At 65.9% G+C, this 16,284-nt stretch carries 14 protein-coding genes; 8 read left to right on the forward strand and 6 right to left on the reverse strand.

What is annotated here, in order from left to right:
- Nucleotides 1-403 precede the first annotated feature (403 nt).
- On the forward strand, nt 404-2,293 hold the full coding sequence (locus P0086_RS15605) for a L,D-transpeptidase family protein (protein ID WP_275787158.1): 1,890 nt from the start codon (nt 404-406) through the stop codon (nt 2,291-2,293).
- Nucleotides 2,294-2,386: 93 nt separating this feature from the next.
- On the opposite strand, the gene P0086_RS15610 is transcribed toward P0086_RS15605, so the two are convergent.
- Nucleotides 2,387-3,073, reverse strand: a complete 687-nt coding sequence (locus P0086_RS15610; RefSeq protein ID WP_148149829.1) for an HAD family hydrolase — start codon at nt 3,071-3,073, stop codon at nt 2,387-2,389.
- 221 nt (nt 3,074-3,294) lie between these two features.
- On the opposite strand from P0086_RS15610, the gene rpiA reads away from it, so the two are divergent.
- From rpiA to P0086_RS15635, 5 genes are all read left to right on the forward strand, one after another.
- Entirely contained in the window at nt 3,295-3,993 is a 699-nt protein-coding gene (gene rpiA / locus P0086_RS15615) for a ribose-5-phosphate isomerase RpiA (RefSeq protein ID WP_112609866.1), read from the forward strand.
- A gap of 18 nt (nt 3,994-4,011) precedes the next feature.
- On the forward strand, nt 4,012-4,548 hold the full coding sequence (locus P0086_RS15620) for a DUF2059 domain-containing protein (RefSeq protein ID WP_112600227.1): 537 nt from the start codon (nt 4,012-4,014) through the stop codon (nt 4,546-4,548).
- A gap of 145 nt (nt 4,549-4,693) precedes the next feature.
- Nucleotides 4,694-6,082, forward strand: coding sequence for a glutathione-disulfide reductase (gene gor / locus P0086_RS15625; protein WP_275787163.1), 1,389 nt, complete (start codon nt 4,694-4,696; stop codon nt 6,080-6,082).
- A gap of 112 nt (nt 6,083-6,194) precedes the next feature.
- A complete protein-coding gene (locus P0086_RS15630) occupies nt 6,195-7,568 on the forward strand; it encodes a 3-deoxy-7-phosphoheptulonate synthase class II (protein WP_112600226.1) in 1,374 nt (457 codons plus the stop codon).
- A gap of 161 nt (nt 7,569-7,729) precedes the next feature.
- Nucleotides 7,730-8,125, forward strand: a complete 396-nt coding sequence (locus P0086_RS15635) for a GFA family protein (RefSeq protein WP_275787166.1) — start codon at nt 7,730-7,732, stop codon at nt 8,123-8,125.
- An 18-nt stretch (nt 8,126-8,143) separates the two neighbouring features.
- Here the strand turns inward: P0086_RS15635 and sthA are convergent, their stop codons facing one another.
- The 5 genes from sthA to phaC form a co-directional block, all read right to left on the reverse strand.
- Complete coding sequence (gene sthA, locus P0086_RS15640; protein WP_275787169.1) at nt 8,144-9,592, reverse strand: Si-specific NAD(P)(+) transhydrogenase; 1,449 nt, start codon at nt 9,590-9,592, stop codon at nt 8,144-8,146.
- A gap of 149 nt (nt 9,593-9,741) precedes the next feature.
- Entirely contained in the window at nt 9,742-10,584 is an 843-nt protein-coding gene (radC, locus tag P0086_RS15645; RefSeq protein ID WP_112609874.1) for a DNA repair protein RadC, read from the reverse strand.
- A 6-nt stretch (nt 10,585-10,590) separates the two neighbouring features.
- A complete protein-coding gene (map, locus tag P0086_RS15650; protein WP_112600205.1) occupies nt 10,591-11,418 on the reverse strand; it encodes a type I methionyl aminopeptidase in 828 nt (275 codons plus the stop codon).
- 29 nt (nt 11,419-11,447) lie between these two features.
- Nucleotides 11,448-12,167 carry a DNA/RNA nuclease SfsA gene (gene sfsA / locus P0086_RS15655; RefSeq protein WP_275787173.1) on the reverse strand — a complete coding sequence of 240 codons (720 nt, stop codon included), beginning with the start codon at nt 12,165-12,167 and terminating at the stop codon, nt 11,448-11,450.
- A gap of 367 nt (nt 12,168-12,534) precedes the next feature.
- Nucleotides 12,535-14,379, reverse strand: a complete 1,845-nt coding sequence (gene phaC, locus P0086_RS15660) for a poly(3-hydroxyalkanoate) polymerase subunit PhaC (protein WP_275787176.1) — start codon at nt 14,377-14,379, stop codon at nt 12,535-12,537.
- Nucleotides 14,380-14,580: 201 nt separating this feature from the next.
- On the opposite strand from phaC, the gene P0086_RS15665 reads away from it, so the two are divergent.
- Nucleotides 14,581-14,886, forward strand: a complete 306-nt coding sequence (locus tag P0086_RS15665; RefSeq protein ID WP_275787178.1) for a hypothetical protein — start codon at nt 14,581-14,583, stop codon at nt 14,884-14,886.
- A 176-nt stretch (nt 14,887-15,062) separates the two neighbouring features.
- Complete coding sequence (locus P0086_RS15670; protein WP_112598568.1) at nt 15,063-16,280, forward strand: LL-diaminopimelate aminotransferase; 1,218 nt, start codon at nt 15,063-15,065, stop codon at nt 16,278-16,280.
- The last annotated feature ends 4 nt before the right edge of the window (nt 16,281-16,284 follow it).

The following is a 16,284-nucleotide window of genomic DNA, read 5'->3' on the forward strand; positions in this document are numbered from 1 at the left end:
CTCTGGCCCATAAAGTCCGTGCTTGTAAAGGGCGCCGATGCCGCAATGTCCGGCTCGGTCCGCTAAAATCGATTAGCGAGTCGCAGCGCCTCGGGCGTCGTCGATCGACGGTGCGTGCTGTTGCGATTGCGGCACAGCTGGACGCAATTTCATGGCGAGGCCGGCGCCCGGTTGCGGCGAAACTGCGGCAGAATATTTGAGCGATCCGGATTCTCTCTTTGTTTCAGGGTGTTGGCTGCAGCCGCAGGCGTCGATCCGGTTGGCGAACGGGGGCGGTTGTGATGGTGTACGTGCAACGCGTTTCCTTTTCATTCACCATCCGATTCTATAGTTTCCCGGCTCGCATGGTCGGGTGCAAACCAGTTCGCCGCCGCTACCGGCGGTACAGGGGAATGAAGCAGATATGACGTTGAAGAAGTCCGCGGCGCTCACGGCGCTCTTGATAACCTGCGCTGTTACGGTCGCCGATGTCGCCCCGGCATATGCGGCCCAGCCGAACCTGCTGGAGCTTCTGTTCGGCAAGCGCAGGCGTCAGGAGCCGGTGCCGCCGCCGGGCGTGAACATGCCGATGGCCGCCCCCGGGCCCGCTGTCGCCACCAAGCCGGCGCCGCTGCCGAAGGTGAGCGCGCCGAGCTACTACACCTACAAGGCCGACCCGCTGAAGACGATCGCGCTGGACAAGGTCGCCGATCCGGTGGTGACGGGGTCGATCGACGTCGCGACCGTGGATGCGGCGCCACACACGCCCGAAGGCGATGTCCGGCGGGAATTCGCCTCGGTGAAGGCGGAGGCTCCGGCCGAGAGCGCCAGGGCCGTCGAGGATTTCTACAGCCACAATACCGGCCTCATCTGGGTGTCGGGGAGCCAGATCAGCGATCGTGCCCGCGCAGCGCTGGCCGTGCTCGCGGACGCGGCTTCGACCGGGCTCGACCCGCAGGACTATGCCGTTCAGGTGCCGTCGGCCGTCTTCGACAGTGCCAACATGGCGGCGCGCTACCAGGAGCTCGCGGCCTTCGAGGTCAACCTGTCCTCGGCCGTCGCCACCTATGTGCTCGACACCGTCCGCGGCCGCATCAACCCCAACCGGATCTCGGGCTACCACGATTTCGCCCGCAAGGACGTCAACCTGGTGGCGGCGCTGAAGATCCTCTCGATGAGCCCGGATGTCGCGGCCTATCTGAAGAGCCGCGAGCCGTCCGGCGCTCATTTCCAGGCCCTGAAGGCCGAGTTGAAGGCGCTCAAGGCCGAGAGCGACGCATCCGAGCCGGTGGTGATCGCGCCCGGCACGCTGTTGAAGCCGGGAGAGAGCAACCCCGAGCTGGCGAACATCGTCAAGGGCGTCGTCAAGCACGGTTCCGATGCGCTCAGGAGCGAACAGGCCGCCACGATCGCCGCCTACAAGGGCACGCCGGACTACACGCCCGAACTGGTCGCCCTCGTCGAGGCCTTCCAGAAGGAGCGCGGGCTGAAGGCGGACGGGATCGTCGGCCAGGCGACGATCCGCCATCTCGTCGGCGGCGACAGCGTCGCCGACAGGATCTTCAAGGTCCAGGTGGCGATGGAGCAGGCACGCTGGCTGCCGGCCGAACTCGGCTCGCGCTACGTCTTCATCAACCAGCCGGCCTTCATGGCCTACTATCACGACCAGGACATGGAGAAATTCTCCATGCGCGTGGTCGTCGGCTCGAAGTCGAACCAGACCTATTTCTTCGAGGACGAGATCCAGACGGTCGAGTACAACCCGTACTGGGGCGTGCCGCAGTCGATCATCATCAACGAGATGCTGCCGAAGCTGCGCTCCGACCCGTCCTATCTCGACCGGCTCGGCTACCAGGTCGAGCTCAACGGCCGGGCGGTCTCGTCGTCGCAGATCAACTGGGGCTCGACGAAGGGCGTCTCCGTCCGTCAGCCGCCCGGTGACGACAATGCGCTCGGCGAATTGAAGATCCTGTTCCCGAACGCGCATGCGATCTACATGCACGACACGCCGTCCAAGAGCTATTTCAAGAAGGACATGCGGGCGCTGAGCCATGGTTGCGTGCGTCTGGCCGATCCGCGGCTGATGGCGGCGGCGGTGCTCGGCACGAGCGTGGAGCAGGTCGGCGCGGAAATCGCCAAGGGGCGCAACAAGGCCGTCAGCGTGCCCGAGCGCATCCCGGTCTACGTGTCCTATTTCACCGCATGGCCGAACAAGGACGGCAAGGTCGAGTTCTTCGACGACGTCTACGGTCGCGACGCCTACATGCGCAAGGCCATGGAAGCGACGCGTCAGGTCCGCCAGGCCCAGAGCTGAGTGGAGCCCGCCTATCGCAGGCGGGACCCGTGAGATGAAAACGGCCCGCTCCCATTTCCGGGGCGGGCCGTCTGATTCGCTGGAGAGCGTGCGTCAGGCGGCGGCGGCGCGGGCGATCAGGCTCTCGACCAGCTCGGGGTGAAGCTCGTCGAAGCTCTCGATGATGTGGGTCGGTTCCAGGGCGGCGATCGCGACGTCGGAATAGCCGAAGGGGACGCCGATCGAGGGGACGCCCGCATTGCGCGCGACGAGCATGTCGTTGAGGCTGTCGCCGATCATCACAGAGCGCGTGGGATCGCCGCCGGCGAGGCGGACCGTCTCCAGCAGGTGGGCGGCATCCGGCTTGCGTACGGCAAAGGTGTCGCCGCCGGTGATCGCCGCGAAGCGCTTCGTCAACCCCAGCCCGTCGAGCAGGCGCCTTGCCAGCCCCTCCATCTTGTTGGTGCAGACCGCGAGGCGGAAACCGGCCGCCTGCAGCCGGTCGAGGGCGGCGACGAGGCCGGGGTAGGGCGCCGAGGCGCCGGGCATGCCTTGCCCGTAGTGCTCGACGAAGACCTCGAGCATGCCCGGCAGTTCGTCATCGGCAAGCCGCCCGCCGCGCAGTTCGAAGGCTCGCCGGATCATCACCTGCCCGCCATGGCCGACGAGATGGGTGAGGTCGGAATAGCTGACCGGGGCGAGCCCGGCGGTGGCGATCGTGTGGTTGAGGCTGCTGATGAGATCGGGGGCGGTATCGATAAGGGTTCCGTCCAGATCGAAGACGACGAGGGGAGCGGTCACGACATGTCCTTGTGCTGAAGCCGTTGCAAAGCAGGTAAGGGATGGCGCCGGCGATTGCAATTGCCAAGGCGGACGCTTCCCTTCGGGCCGTTGCGGCCGGACGCTGGGTCCGGTCGGTCCGGGACGGCGAATTTGGCTTTCGTTCCCGCGTGATGGCGTGTAAGTGTCGGTCCGCACGGCTGCCGGGCGACGGCAGGGTTTTTGAGAGGAGCTCGAGGCGGATGGACGCCCGCGAAATGAAGATCAAGGCTGCGGCCGCAGCACTCTCCTATGTCGAGGACGGCATGCGTCTCGGCATCGGCACAGGGTCGACCGCGGAGGAGTTCGTGCGGTTGCTGGCGGAACGGGTGGCAAACGGCATGTCGGTCGTCGGCGTGCCGACGTCGGAGCGCACGGCCCGGCTCTGCGTGGAGCTCGGCGTGCCGCTGATGTCGCTGGACGAGCTTCCGGAGCTCGACCTGACCATCGACGGCGCCGACGAGGTGGACGGCAAGCTGCGCCTGATCAAGGGCGGCGGCGGCGCGCTGCTGCGCGAGAAGATCGTCGCAGCCGCTTCCACCCGCATGATCGTCATCGCCGACGAGAGCAAGGTGGTCGAGACGCTGGGCGCCTTCAAGCTGCCGATCGAGGTCAATCCGTTCGGCATGGTGGCCACGCGAATCGCGATCGAGAAGCTTGCCGCAAGGCTCGGCCTTTCCGGCGCGATCGAGCCGCGCCAGTCCGGCGACGGCATCTTCACGACCGACGGCGGGCACTATATTCTGGACGCATCATTTGGCCGTATTCCTGATGCAGAGGCGCTGGCAAGCGCCTTGAACGCGATCCCGGGCGTCGTGGAGCACGGCTTGTTCATCAACATGGCGTCGATTGCCATCATTGCCGGACCGGCAGGTGCGCGGACGCTGAAAGCGGACAATTAGACAGGAGCAATGACCAAAATGACCATTTTTGCCGGCCTTGGCCGCACGCTTGCCGCAACGCTCGTCGCTTCGGTCGCCTTCGCGGGCTCCGTGGCGGCACAGGACGCCACGCCGGAGCAGGTTCAGGCCGCCCGCGCGGCCATGACCGCGCTGAACGCGACCGGCCAGTTCGACGCCATTCTGCCGCAGATCGCAGAGCGCCTGAAGGGCACCCTCATCCAGTCTTCGCCGAACTTCGGCGACCTGATCAACAAGACCGTCGACGAGGAAGCCCTGGCGCTGGCGCCGCGTCGCGCCGACCTCGAGCGCGAAGTCGCCAACATCTACGCCAAGACCTTCACCGTCGAGGAGCTGAACGCGATCGCCGCCTTCTACGGCTCGGAAGCGGGCAAGAAGCTGCTGCAGTCCGGCCCGCTCGCCGCGCGCGAAGTGATGAAGGCCGCCGACATCTGGGCGTCCGGCATCTCGCGCGACCTCGCCGTCAACAGCGACAAGAAGCTCGAAGCCGAGATCGGCGCGCAGAAGAAGGCCGAGGGCCAGCAGCAGCCCCAGTAAGGCGCGAGCCCGTCGCCAATCGGTTTTGCGAAGCCCGGAGCGATCCGGGCTTTTCTTTTTCGCATGCCAGCACCTATATCTCTGCCGGCGGCGCGAGGTCCCGCGCGTCGTGCCTTCCCGTCAATCCTAAAATCCGGAGTGCCCGATGCCTGCTTTCGACTATGACCTCTTCGTGATCGGTGGCGGCTCGGGCGGCGTTAGAAGCGGGCGCCTGGCCGCGGCCATGGGCAAGAAGGTGGCGATCGCCGAGGAGTTCCGCTTCGGCGGAACCTGCGTTATCCGCGGCTGCGTGCCGAAGAAGCTCTATGTCTACGCCTCGCAGTTCGGCGAGCATTTCGAGGACGCGGCCGGCTTCGGCTGGAGCGTGGGAGAGGCGCATTTCGACTGGCGGAAGCTGGTCGCCGCCAAGGAGCAGGAGATCACGCGGCTGGAGGGGCTCTACCGCAAGGGGCTGGACACCTCCGGCGCGGAGATCCTCGATACGCGGGCGGTGCTGGTCGGCCCGAACACGATCCGGCTTGCGGCGACCGACAGGCTGGTCACGGCAGAGCGCATCCTGATCGCCACCGGCGGTCATCCGGCGCCGCACAAGGACCTGCCGGGCCACGAGCTCTGCATCACCTCCAACGAGGCCTTCGACCTGCCGGCGCTGCCGAAGTCGATCCTGATCGCCGGCGGCGGCTACATCGCCGTCGAGTTTGCCAACATCTTCCACGGGCTGGGCGTCGAGACGACGCTGATCTACCGCGGCAAGGAGATACTGTCGCGCTTCGACCACGACATGCGCCAGGGCCTGCACAAGGCGATGGAAGGCAAGGGCATCCGCATCCTCTGCGAGGATATCCTGCAGGATATCGTCGAAGGCGCCGACGGCCGGCGGCAGGTGCGGACGCTGAAGGGCGAGGCGCTGGTCGTCGACCAGGTCATGCTGGCGCTCGGGCGCGTTCCCAACACCACCGACCTCGGGCTGGAGACGGCCGGCGTCGAGACGGACCAGAAGGGAGCGATCGTGGTCGACGCATACTCGCGCACGAATGTTCCCGGCATCTTCGCCATCGGCGACGTCACCGACCGCGTGCAGCTGACGCCGGTCGCGATCCACGAGGCGATGTGCTTCATCGAGACCGAGTTCCGCGGACGCCCGACCTCGCCGGATCACGATCTGATCCCGACGGCGGTGTTCTCGCAGCCCGAGATCGGCACCGTCGGCATGAGCGAGGAGGCGGCCGCGAAGGCCTTTGCCGAGCTCGAGGTTTACCGCGCCGAGTTCCGCCCGATGAAGGCGACGCTCTCGGGACGCCAGGAGAAGACGATCATGAAGATCGTGGTCAATGCGGCGGACCGGAAGGTGCTGGGCGTGCACGTGCTCGGCCACGACGCCGGCGAGATGGCGCAACTTCTCGGCATCGCGCTGAAGGCGGGCTGCACAAAGGACGACTTCGACCGGACGATGGCGGTGCATCCGACCGCGGCGGAGGAGCTGGTGACGATGTACCAGCCGAGCTACCGGATCCGCAACGGCGAGAAGCTCTGAGGCGGCGGAAGCCCCGCTAGGCAAGCGGGACTTTCCGGTTTATAAGCCCGCATCCTAATGAAAGCGGGCGTGCGGGCCTCTTGTCGCGCATGCCCCGAAACAGGTGAACGAGATGGCACAGAATTGGACCCCGAACAGCTGGCGGCAGAAGCCGATCCAGCAGGTGCCGGACTACCCGGACGCTGCGGCATTGGCCGCGACCGAGGAGCAACTCGCCTCGTATCCGCCGCTCGTTTTCGCCGGCGAGGCCCGGCGCCTGAAGAGCGCGCTGGCCAACGTCGCCGAAGGCAAGGGCTTCCTGCTGCAGGGCGGCGACTGCGCCGAGAGCTTCGCCGAACACGGCGCTGACACGATCCGCGACTTCTTCCGCGCCTTCCTGCAGATGGCCGTCGTGCTGACCTTCGGCGCGCAGAAGCCGGTGGTCAAGGTCGGCCGCATCGCCGGCCAGTTCGCCAAGCCGCGCTCCTCGAACGTCGAGAAGCAGGGCGAGGTGACGCTGCCGTCCTACCGCGGCGACATCATCAACGGCATCGAGTTCACCGAGGAAGCCCGGATTCCCAATCCGGAACGCCAGATCATGGCCTACCGGCAGTCGGCCGCGACGCTGAACCTGCTGCGCGCCTTCGCCATGGGAGGCTATGCCAACCTGGAGAACGTGCACCAGTGGATGCTCGGCTTCGTCAAGGACAGCCCGCAGGCCGAGCGCTACCGCAAGCTGGCGCACCGGATCTCCGAGACGATGGACTTCATGAAGGCGATCGGCATCACCGCCGAGAACCATCCCGCACTGCGCGAGACGGACTTCTTCACCAGCCACGAGGCGCTGCTGCTCGGCTATGAGCAGGCGCTGACCCGCGTCGATTCGACCTCGGGCGACTGGTATGCCACCTCCGGCCACATGATCTGGATCGGCGACCGCACCCGCCAGGCCGACCATGCCCATGTCGAATACTGCCGCGGCATCAAGAACCCGATCGGGCTGAAGTGCGGACCGTCGCTGACGGCCGACGGCCTCATCGAGCTCATCGACCTGCTGAACCCGGCCAACGAGGCCGGCCGGCTGACGCTGATCTGCCGCTTCGGCCATGACAAGGTCGCCGAGAACCTGCCGCGCCTCATCCGCGCGGTCGAGCGCGAGGGCAAGAAGGTCGTCTGGTCCTGCGATCCGATGCACGGCAACACGATCACGCTCAACAACTACAAGACCCGTCCGTTCGAGCGGATCCTGTCGGAAGTCGAGAGCTTCTTCCAGATCCATCGCTCCGAGGGCACGCATCCGGGCGGCATCCATATCGAGATGACCGGCAAGGACGTCACCGAATGCACCGGCGGCGCCCGTGCACTGTCGGGCGACGACCTGGCGGACCGCTACCATACGCATTGCGATCCGCGCCTGAACGCCGACCAGGCACTCGAGCTGGCCTTCCTGCTGGCCGAGCGCCTGAAGAGCAGCCTGGACGAGAAACGCATGGTCGTGAACGGCTGATCGCCTTTCGTTCACGGTTTGGTGCCGTCCATCAACGGCATTGAAAAGACTGATGAATTTTCTGCATTTGACAGGACCGGGCCGGCTGCCGAAGCTGGCCCGGTTTTTTGTTGCCAGCGTCAGGCGCAAAGACCACAAGAAGAAGCAGGGAAGGGGACCTGATGGCCGAGATTCACACCGGGCATTGCCTTTGCGGCAGCGTCCGCTTTCGCACGAAGGGGCCGTTGCGCGAGGTGATCGCCTGCCATTGCAGCCAGTGCCGCCGGCAGACCGGCCACCACTACGCCGCCACGAACGTGCCGGACGAAAACCTCGAGATCGAGGGCGGCGGGAACATCACCTGGTATCGCGCCAGCGACACGGCCGGGCGCGGCTTCTGCCGGACCTGCGGCTCGGCCCTGTTCTGGAAGGGCGACCGCTCCGACTACACGTCGATCATGGCCGGCGCCTTCGACCAGCCGACCGGGCTGAAGATTGGCTTCCACATCTTTTGCGCCGACAAGGGCGATTACTACGAGATCGAGGACGGCAGCCGCCAGTTTCCGCAGGGCTACTGAGGCCCGCCCCGGGGCAAGCTACTTGCGTTGCACAGCGCTCTTGGCCGGCGGCGCTTCCGCCGTCTCCTGCGGCCTGATCTCGCCCATGCGGTTCCAGGCGTCGAGCCCGGCGATCTTGTAGGCCTCGGCGAGCGTCGGATAGTTGAAGGTGTTCTCGACGAAATATTCGACGGTACCCTTCAGGTTCAGCACCGCCTGGCCGATGTGCACGAGCTCGGTCGCACCTTCGCCGACGATGTGAACGCCGAGGAGCCGCCGCGTCTTGAGCGAGAAGATCATCTTCAGCAGCCCCGAATCGAGCCCCATGATGTGGCCGCGCGAGGTTTCGCGGAACCGCGCGATGCCGCACTCATAGGGGATGCCGCGCTGCTTGACCTCTTCCTCGGTCAGCCCGCAGGTGGAGATTTCCGGCACCGCGTAGATGCCGTAGGGAAAGTATTTCTGCGGTTCCTTGGCGATGGCGCCGACCGCCACGCGTGCGGCGACGCGGCCCTGTTCCATCGAGGTGGAGGCGAGGCTGGGGAAGCCGACGACGTCGCCGGCGGCAAAGACGTGCGGCACCGCCGTCTGGAACGTCTCCAGATTGACCTTCAGCCGCCCGCGGTCGTCCGCTTCCAGCCCGGCTGCGGCGAGATTCAGCGTGTCGGTCGCGCCCATGCGGCCGGCGGCATAGAGCACCATGTCGGTGACGACCGTGCGGCCGTTGTCGAGCGTGATCGCGCATTTGCCGTTGTCGAGCTTCTCGATCCTGTCGGCCTTGGTGCCGAGCAGGAGCTTCATGTTGCGGTCGCGCAGCTGGTAGGTGAAATCCTCGACGATCTCACGATCGATGAAGTCGAGGATCGTCGACTTCGGGTCGATGACGGTGACCTGGGCGTCGAGCGCGCTGAAGATCGTCGCATACTCGATGCCGATCACGCCCGCGCCGATGACGGCGAGCGAGCGCGGCAGCTCCTCGATCTCCAGCAGTTCGTCGCTGTCGAGGATCGTCTTGCCGTCGAAGGGGATGCTTGCGGGGCGATAGGGCTTGGTGCCGACGGCGAGCATGATGCTCTTGCCCGAGACCTGGACGATCTCGCCGTCGTCCTTGACGATCTGCAGCGTCTCCGGCGTCAGGAAGCTCGCCTTGCCGCGGATGAGCTGGACGCGGTTGCGGGCGAACTGGTGCTCCAGCACCTCGACCTCGTGGTCGAGCGTGATGATCAGGCGGCGGCGCAGGTCCTCGGCGCTGATCTCCTGCTTCACCCGGTAGGCGCGCCCGTAGAAGCCGCGTTCGCGCCAGCCGGTCAGGTTGAGCGCCGTCTCGCGCAGGGTCTTGGACGGGATGGTGCCGGTGTGCACGGAGACGCCGCCGACCCTCTTGCCCTGCTCGATGACGAGAACCTTGTGGCCGAGCTTGGCGGCCTGGATCGCCCCCCTGCGACCGGCGGGGCCGCTGCCGACGACGACGAGATCAAATTGCTGCATGGGGGTGCTTCCGGGTCCGATGGAATCTTTTGCGTTGCGGCATTTCCAGCCGCCGTAGCTATAGCCTCTCTGTGATGGCTTAACAAAGCCTTCGCGCTCTTGTTGCGACGCAAGAAAAATTTCTGTGCGTCGCACTGCGCGATCACGGATCAGATCAGCCGCAGGCCCTTCAGGCTCGCATGGCCGTCACGGCCGATGATGATGTGGTCGTGGACGACGATGCCGAGCGGCCGGGCGGTCTCGACGATCGTCTTGGTCATCTCGATGTCGGCGCGCGAGGGGGTCGGATCGCCGGACGGGTGGTTGTGGACGAGGATGATGGCGGTCGCCGAAAGCTCCAGCGCCCGCTTCACCACCTCGCGCGGATAAACGGGCGTGTGGTCGACGGTGCCGCGTCCCTGCACCTCGTCGGCGATCAGCACGTTGCGCTTGTCGAGAAACAGGATCCGGAACTGCTCGCGGCTTTCATGCGCCATGGCGGCATGGCAGTAGTTGATGACCGACGTCCAGGAACCGAGCACCTGCTTGTTGCGCAATTCGCTCTTCAGCATGCGTTGGGACACGGTGGCGACCAGCTTCAGGTCGAGCGCCACGGCCTCGCCGATGCCCTTGACCTCCTGCAGGAGCGCCGACGGCGCGCCGAGCACGCCGGACAGCGTGCCGAACCGGTCGAGCAGGGCCTTGGCGATGGGCTTGGTGTCCCGCCGGGGAATGAGGCGGAACAGAAGGAGTTCCAGGATCTCGTAGTCGGCGAGCGCCGCTTCCCCGTGTTCGCGAAAGCGGCTGCGCAACCGTTCGCGGTGACCGTGATAGTGCGCGGCCTCGACGTCCGCCGGTGCGGCGGCCCGGGCACCGCCAAGCGATCCGTGGCGGGCCGACCGTTCCGCGAAATGCCCGCGCTCGTCGTCGAAGAGCAGGCCGCCGTACCCCATTGCTGATTGCGCTTCTTCCGAAGCGGCCTTGTCGCCATTCGGTACGGGGTCTTTGCCCATTGGGTCCTATCCGGGTAGGCCGGGTCGGTCGAGGCCGCCCGGCGACAGGGTGAAGACTTCGCAGCCGTCGGCGGTGACGCCCACGGCATGCTCGTATTGCGCCGACAGCGACCGGTCGCGCGTCACCGCGGTCCAGCCGTCGGAAAGCACCTTCACATGCGGCCGGCCGAGATTGATCATCGGCTCGATCGTGAAGATCATGCCTTCCTTCAATTCCGGCCCCTCGTTGGCATTGCCGTAGTGCAGGATGTTGGGGGCGTCGTGGAAGAGGCGCCCGAGGCCGTGGCCGCAGAAATCGCGCACGACGGAGCAGCGTTCCGCCTCGGCATATTTCTGGATCGCCTCGCCGATGGCGCCGGTGCGCACCCCCGGCCGGACGGCGGCGATGCCGCGCAGCAGGCACTCATAGGTGACCTCGAGCAGGCGTTCGGCCGAGCGCTTGATCTGCCCGACCGGATACATGCGGCTGGAATCGCCGTGCCATCCGTCGAGGATGTAGGTGATGTCGATATTGGCGATGTCGCCTTCGCGCAGCGGCTTGTCGTTGGGAATGCCGTGACAGACGACATGGTTGAGCGAGATGCAGGACGACTTGGTGTAGCCGCGATAGTTCAGCGTCGCCGGCAGTGCGCCGTGGTCCATGCCGAACTCGAACACGAAGCGGTCCAGCTCCTCGGTCGTGACCCCCGGCTTGACCAGCGGGTAGATCTCGTCCAGTGCGCGCGCCGTCAGCTGGCTGGCCTTGCGCATGCCTTCGAAGGCCTCGCTGCCGTAGAGCCGGATCACGCCGGTATTCTTCATCGGCGCGGAAAAGGCTTCGATATAGGTCACCATCGTCGAACTTTCGATTGTCGTTCAAGATTTCATAAAGCAGCTATGGCTGTTTCGTCCATGGCGATCAATGCGTCGGGGCGAATTTCCAGGGGCGAGACGGCGCATTTGACCGCATAGGCCTCGACGCCGCGCCATCTGGCGCGCGTGAAGGCTGAGGCATAGACCGGGTCGAGGTCGGAGCAGATCCGGAAGCGGTCGCAGTCGCCGCGCTGGACGACATAGAGCATGACCGCGCGATGGCCGGCTTCGGCGACATCGCCCAGTTCCTCCAGGTGCTTGGCACCGCGGGCCGTTGCCGTATCGGGGAATTCGGCAAGGCCGGGCGCACGGCAGAAATGAACGTTCTTGACCTCGACATAGGCGGACGGGCGGCCGGGACCGGAGAGCAGCAGGTCGATGCGCGAGTTCCGCCCGTATTTCCGCTCGCGCTCGACGAGCGGGTAGCCGCCGAGATCGCCGACGAGGCCGGCGCGGATCGCCTCCTCGGCCAGCCGGTTTGGCAGGCCGGTATTGATGCCGACCACCGTGCCGTCCGCCTCGATCAGCTCGAAGCGGTGGCGATACTTGCGCAGAGGGCCGTCGTGCTCGGACAGCCAGATGCGCGATCCGGGCGTCGTCAGCCCGCGCATCGAACCGGTGTTCGGGCACGAGCCGGTGATCGCGGTGCCGTCGTCGAGCACCGCGTCGAAGAGAAAGCGCTTGTAGCGCTGCACCAGCGTTGCCGGCACGAGAGGCGGATCGAAGATCATGCGAGACCGAAAGGGTGGATCGAGTGTGGCGGTAGGGGTGACGGGCTGCTTAGCAGAGACGGGGGCGGAGGGGATAGCGAATAGCGAATGGCGAGCAGATGGCTGTCCGGTGGGACGTGGCCACCGGGCGAGCGACGCGAAGGTTCGGCGCGGTGGGCTGCCGTGATGAACACCCTCCCCTCGAGGGGGAGGGTCGGCACGCAGTGCCGGGGTGGGGTGATCCGTGGGGTCCCAGCGAGAAAGGTCTGTCACTGTTCCGCGGCGTGTCACCCCCACCCGCCGCTTCGCGGCGACCTCCCCCTAGAGGGGGAGGTGGGTGCGCGCCAGCCTGACCCATCCCGTGCCAGATCCGTCGGGCCGTGCGGTCTCAGGCCCGGACCCGGACGTAGGAGCCGGGCGCTTCCTCGATCGAGTTCAGCGGACCGCCGGTCTTGCGGGCCGGGACCTTGCGGGCGTCGAGCTTCTCGATCCAGGCGTGCCAGTGCGGCCACCAGGAGCCCGGGGTTTCCTTGGCCGACTTCACCCAGTCCTCGTAGGCGCCCTTGGGCGCGCCGCCGGTCCAGAACTGGTACTTGTTGCGGTCGGGCGGGTTGACGACGCCGGCGATATGGCCCGAGCCGGACAGCACGAAGGTGACCTTGCCGCCGAACGCGCTGCTGCCGACGAAGACGGACTTGGCCGGGGCGATGTGGTCTTCCCGGGTCGCGAGATTGTAGATCGGGATCTTCACGTCCTTCAGCGAGAGCTTCTTGCCGGCGAGCGTCATTTCGCCCTTGCTGAGGCTGTTCGTCAGGTAGCAGTTGCGCAGGTAGTAGGAGTGGTTGGCCGCCGGCATCCGCGTCGAATCGGAGTTCCAGTAGAGCAGGTCGAAGGGCAGGGGCTCCTGGCCCTTCAGGTAGTTGTTGACGAAATAGGGCCAGATCAGCTCGGAGGAGCGCAGCATGTTGAAGGCGGTCGCCATCTTCGAGCCCTCGAGATAGCCGACCGCCGCCATGCCCTGCTCGAGGGCGGCGATCTGGTCCTCGTCGGCGAAGATCTTCAGGTCGCCGGCATAGGTGAAGTCGACCTGCGTGGTGAACAGCGTCGCCGACCGGATGCGCTTGTCACCCTCCTGCGCATGCAGGGCGAGCGTGGCCGCCAGCAGCGTGCCGCCGACGCAGTAGCCGACCGCATTGACCTCGTCCTCGCCGCAGGCCTGCTTGATCGTCGCGAGCGCGAAATCGATCCCCTCGCGGGCATAGGCCTCCCAGTCCTTGCGGGCATGACGCTCGTCCGGATTGACCCAGGAAATGACGAAGACGGTGTGACCCTGGTCCACCGCCCATTTGATGAAGGATTTCTGCGGGTTGAGATCGAGGACGTAGAACTTGTTGATCCAGGGCGGGCAGATCATGAGCGGCCGCTTGAGCACCTCCTCGGTGGCGGCGTCGTACTGGATCACCTGGCAGACGTCGCTCTGGGCGATGACCTTGCCGGGGGTGATCGCGAGGTTCTCGCCGACGGCGAACTTGCTCGTGTCGGTCTGCCGGAGTTTCAGGTCGCCCTTGCCGGCCATGATGTCCTCGGCCAGCATCCGCATGCCGCGCACCAGGTTCTCGCCGTTGCTGGCGACGGTCTCGCGGTAGAGCTGCGGATTGGTCGTGACGAAATTCGACGGCGACAGCGCGCTGGTGATCTGGCGGACGTAGAAGGCGGCCTTGTGGCGCGTGTGCTCGTCCAGGCCATCGGCCTGCGACACCATCTTTTCGGCCCAGTCGGCGGTGACGAGATAGGCCTGCCGCAGGAAGTCGAAGAACGGGTTCTTCACCCAGTCCTCGTCGGCGAATCGCTTGTCGGGGACGGCCGGCGCGTCGTCGGCCACTCCCGTCTCGCCGCCGATCTTCTGCAGCGTCCGCGACCAGATGGAGAAATAGCTCCCGAGCAGATGGGTCTGGGCCTCCAGCGTCCGCCGCGGATCGGAGATCCAGTACTCCGACACCTTCGACAGCGTCTTGACCATGTCGACGACGGGATCGGCGACGGTATCGACCTTCTCGCCCCGTTCGCGCGGCGCAAGCCAGGCGGATGCCGCCCGGCCGAGCTGCTCGACCGTGCGGGCGAAATTGACGGCGAGTGCCTCGGGATTCTTGACGACGTAGGGCTCGATCGTCCTGGGGTCGAAACCTGCAAACCCGGCGGCCTCGCGCGTGTCGCCGTCCTTTTCCTGGCTCAACCGTTTCCTCCGGATTTTCTTGTTAGTTCCGTTTTTACATCCTGCCGGAAAAAGAATAAAAGGGCCATAGAGTTCTTCGGCGCCACGATCGGCAGGCGCCGTCCGGACGGGGCGGCAGCGCGCCGCCGGAACGGGGTTTTTGGCTGCGCGGAGCGGGATGGCATGGCGTGTGTTTCGAGAAGGCTTGGTGCGGCGATCGTGATGGCCGGTGCCTTGGCATTGGTCGCCGGATGCACGTCGCCGTCGCAGACGACGGCGAATGCCGCGATGGTCAATCCGGGGGCCGACCGATCGGCCACCTATCCGGACATCACCGCCCGCGTACAGGCCGCGACCGCCCAGATGAGCAACGAGGAAGCGGCCAAGATCAGCGCCCGCGTCAGCGCGCTCGGCGCTCAGCGGCGCGCCGGCACGATATCGGAGGCCGAGTATCGCCGGCTGATGGCCGAGATGGACGCGCTGGCTGCGAATCACGGCGCCGACACGCTCAAAGAGATCGAGAATTAGCGCTTGCCTTTGCGCTCGATTGGACGCAAAGCCTTGAATGGTCCAAGTGACCGTTTCGGTGGGTGGAGTGTCATCAAATCGGACATATTCCCGCCTAACCGAGAATCTTGATTTGCACGGAAGGCGGGGCGTCCGATCCTGGGGCGCGACGAGGACCGTGCCCAACGGGGTCTGAGATGGAAGAGTTTCACAAGGTCCGGCGTCTGCCGCCATATGTTTTCGAGCAGGTCAACCGTTTGAAAGCGAGCGCGCGAGCGGGCGGGGCCGACATCATCGACCTCGGCATGGGCAATCCGGACCTGCCGACGCCCAAGGCGATCGTCGACAAGCTGTGCGAGGTCGTCCAGGACCCGCGCACCCATCGCTATTCCGCCTCCAAGGGCATTCCCGGCCTGCGCCGCGCCCAGGCCGCCTACTATGCCCGCCGCTTCGGCGTGAAGCTCAATCCCGACACCCAGGTCGTGGCGACGCTGGGCTCCAAGGAGGGCTTCGCCAACATGGCCCAGGCGATCACCGCGCCCGGCGACGTGGTGCTGTGCCCCAACCCGACCTATCCGATCCATGCCTTCGGCTTCCTGATGGCGGGCGGCGTCATCCGCTCGATCTCGGTCGAGCCGGACGAGACCTTCTTCGGCCCGCTCGAGCGCGCCGTGCGCCATTCGATCCCCAAGCCGCTGGCGCTGATCCTCAACTATCCGTCGAACCCGACGGCGCAGGTGGCGAGCCTCGACTTCTACAAGGACGTCGTGGCCTTCGCGAAGAAGCATGACATCATCGTGCTGTCCGACCTCGCCTATTCGGAGATCTACTTCGACGGCGCGCCGCCGCCGTCGGTGCTCGAGGTGCCGGGCGCGATCGACATCACCGTCGAGTTCACCTCGATGTCGAAGACCTTCTCCATGCCCGGCTGGCGCATGGGCTTTGCCGTCGGCAACGAGCGCCTGATAGCGGCGCTGACGCGCGTGAAGTCCTATCTCGACTACGGCGCGTTCACGCCGATCCAGGTGGCGGCGACGCATGCGCTGAACGGCGACGGCTCCGACATCGCGGAAGTCCGCAACATCTACAAGCGCCGCCGCGACGTCATGGTCGACACCTTCGGCAAGGCGGGCTTCGACGTGCCGCCGCCGGCGGCCACCATGTTCGCCTGGGCGAAGATCCCGGAAAAGTTCCGCCATCTCGGCAGCCTCGAATTCTCCAAGCTGCTGGTGGAGAAGGCCGACGTGGCCGTGGCGCCGGGCATCGGCTTCGGCGAGCAGGGCGACGACTATGTGCGCATCGCCCTCGTCGAGAACGAACACCGCATCCGCCAGGCGGCGCGCAACATCAAGCGCTTCCTGTCGTCGGCCGACGAGACGATGCACAACGTCATCTCGCTGAACGCCCACCGCTGATCCT

The sequence above is a fragment of the Mycoplana sp. MJR14 genome (genome assembly GCF_029210525.1).
Lineage (GTDB): Bacteria > Pseudomonadota > Alphaproteobacteria > Rhizobiales > Rhizobiaceae > Mycoplana.

What these genes read in the sequence shown, in the direction of transcription:
- P0086_RS15605 (WP_275787158.1), top strand. Translation starts at nt 404, where the DNA reads ATGACGTTGAAGAAGTCCGCGGCGCTCACGGCGCTCTTGATAACCTGC.
- rpiA (WP_112609866.1), top strand. Translation starts at nt 3,295, where the DNA reads ATGGACGCCCGCGAAATGAAGATCAAGGCTGCGGCCGCAGCACTCTCC.
- P0086_RS15620 (WP_112600227.1), top strand. Translation starts at nt 4,012, where the DNA reads ATGACCATTTTTGCCGGCCTTGGCCGCACGCTTGCCGCAACGCTCGTC.
- gor (WP_275787163.1), top strand. Translation starts at nt 4,694, where the DNA reads ATGCCTGCTTTCGACTATGACCTCTTCGTGATCGGTGGCGGCTCGGGC.
- P0086_RS15630 (WP_112600226.1), top strand. Translation starts at nt 6,195, where the DNA reads ATGGCACAGAATTGGACCCCGAACAGCTGGCGGCAGAAGCCGATCCAG.
- P0086_RS15635 (WP_275787166.1), top strand. Translation starts at nt 7,730, where the DNA reads ATGGCCGAGATTCACACCGGGCATTGCCTTTGCGGCAGCGTCCGCTTT.
- sthA (WP_275787169.1), bottom strand. Translation starts at nt 9,592, where the DNA reads ATGCAGCAATTTGATCTCGTCGTCGTCGGCAGCGGCCCCGCCGGTCGC.
- radC (WP_112609874.1), bottom strand. Translation starts at nt 10,584, where the DNA reads ATGGGCAAAGACCCCGTACCGAATGGCGACAAGGCCGCTTCGGAAGAA.
- map (WP_112600205.1), bottom strand. Translation starts at nt 11,418, where the DNA reads ATGGTGACCTATATCGAAGCCTTTTCCGCGCCGATGAAGAATACCGGC.
- sfsA (WP_275787173.1), bottom strand. Translation starts at nt 12,167, where the DNA reads ATGATCTTCGATCCGCCTCTCGTGCCGGCAACGCTGGTGCAGCGCTAC.
- P0086_RS15665 (WP_275787178.1), top strand. Translation starts at nt 14,581, where the DNA reads ATGGCCGGTGCCTTGGCATTGGTCGCCGGATGCACGTCGCCGTCGCAG.
- P0086_RS15670 (WP_112598568.1), top strand. Translation starts at nt 15,063, where the DNA reads ATGGAAGAGTTTCACAAGGTCCGGCGTCTGCCGCCATATGTTTTCGAG.